The sequence below is a fragment of the Arthrobacter sp. MYb23 genome, from assembly GCF_002979775.1.
In the GTDB taxonomy this organism is placed as follows: Bacteria; Actinomycetota; Actinomycetes; order Actinomycetales; family Micrococcaceae; genus Arthrobacter.
In genome coordinates, this window is the sequence record NZ_PCPR01000056.1 from 1 (window position 1) to 1957 (window position 1957).

2 protein-coding genes are annotated in these 1957 nt (G+C 62.8%); both read right to left on the reverse strand.

Annotation, left to right across the window (positions count from 1 at the left end; translation table 11 throughout):
* Positions 1–1283, reverse strand: a 1283-nt coding sequence (locus tag CQ020_RS23930; RefSeq protein WP_105694321.1) for an ABC transporter permease, incomplete at its 3' end; no start/stop codon positions are given.
* Positions 1280–1957 (reverse strand): ABC transporter permease (locus CQ020_RS23935; RefSeq protein WP_146116703.1); only part of this gene is annotated, 678 nt, incomplete at its 5' end. The genes CQ020_RS23935 and CQ020_RS23930, both read right to left, overlap by 4 nt.

Below are 1957 nucleotides of genomic sequence, written 5' to 3' on the forward strand. Positions count from 1 at the left end.
TTCACGTACGGTATGCCGCTTGCGGCCGGTGGCCTCGACTTACCCACCAAACCGGCGACGGCGAAGATGGTCACCAAGTACGGCAGCATGGCCATGAACTGGCTCGGCACCGGGGTACCGATGATGCCAAGGATCGACTGCAGGTTGTAGGCGAAGCCGAACAGCAGCGAGGCCAGGAAGGCGCCGATGGGGTTCCAGCGGCCAAAGATCAGGGCCGCCAGGGCAATGAAGCCGCGGCCACCGGAGATGTCCTTGGTGAAAGAGTCAATGGTTACCAGGGTGAACACGGCGCCGCCGATGCCCGCAATGGCACCACCCAAGGTGACGTTCCAGAAGCGGGTTGCATTGACGTTGATACCCAGGGTGTCGGCAGCCTGGGGGTGCTCACCGACGGCGCGGACGCGCAGGCCCCAGCGGGTTTTGAACAAGCCGAACCACACCACGGCCACGGCCACGTACATGAGATAGCCGGCAATGGACTGCTCGAACAGGATGGGCCCGATGATGGGGATGTCCGAGAGCAGCGGGATCGGCAGGATGTCCAATCGGCCCGGGGTGTTGAACTGCTCTTTATTGGGAACCATCAACGTGCCGTACAGGAAGCCCGTAAGACCGGAAACCAGCACGTTGAGCACAACGCCAACAATGATCTGGTTGACCAGATACTTGATGCTGAAGACCGCGAGGACCATGGACACAGCGGCGCCGGCAGCGGCCGCCGCGATCAGGCCGATGTAGGGGCTGCCCGTCATGGTGGCTACCAGTGCAGCCGTGAAGGCACCGCCCAGAAGTTGGCCTTCAATGGCGATGTTCACCACGCCCACGCGCTCACACAGCACGCCGGAGAGGGAGCCGAAGACCAGTGGCACTGCCAGCGTCACTGAACCGGCAACGAGACCGGCCAGCGAGATGGAGGGTTGCCGGGCGCCGGCGACGATCCACACCAGCAAGGCAAACACGAAGACCACGGCGAAAGTGATAGGCAGCCACTTGGGTGACCGCTCTCCCTGCGTCCAGAGGTAGATGGAATATGCGGCCATGGCCAGGAGCAGAATGCCGAAGACCACCCCGCCCACCTGACCCGGAATCATCAGGGCAGGGACAGCAACGGCGTCACCGGCATCGCTGATCTTCATCTCGGCCGTCTTGTCCGGACCAAGGAAGCCGAAGAAGACCAAGGCAATGAGAGCCAGGATTCCGAGCGATAGCGGGACTTTCATGGATGGCCGGAACGCCGGCAGGGCCGTTGAACCCGGCTTCGGAGCGGTGGTTGTCGCGCTCATTTGGCACCTCCGGAGGCGTTGACCAGGGCAGCCTTGGGAGCCGCTTTTGGTGTCTTGTTCTTCTTCTTGGGCTCAAGCCGGAAGATCGACTTGATGAGCGGTGGTGCTGCGATGAAGAGGACGATCAGGGACTGCACCACCAGCACGATGTCGATGGGCGTTCCCGTCTGGATCTGCATCTGAACCGCACCTGCACGGAAAGCTCCGAACAGCAGGCCTGCAAAGAATGTCCCCCACGGCGTACTGCGTCCCAGCAAAGCAACAGTGATGGCATCGAAGCCGATCTGGGCAGCGACGCCGCCGGTCAGTACCTTTTCGGTACCGGCCACCTGGGCGACACCACCAAACGCGGCAAGGGCACCGGCCATGGCCATCACCAGGATGGTGGCCCGGGATACCTTGACGCCGGCGGTCCGTGCCGCGACGGGGTTCGCTCCAACGGCGCGGAACTCGAAGCCGATGGTGGAGCGGTTCAACAGCCACCACACGCCGTAGGTCAGTGCTATCGCCACCAGGAAGCCCAGGTGGAGTCGGGATCCCGGGATGAGTACGGGGAACGTTGCCGAGTCGTCGAGGCGTGGCGAAATGGGGCTGCTGTCCCCCGGACGCCGGAACGCAGCCGTGTTCAGCAGGAAGTCCAGCAGGAACAACGCCACATAGTTCAGCATGATGGT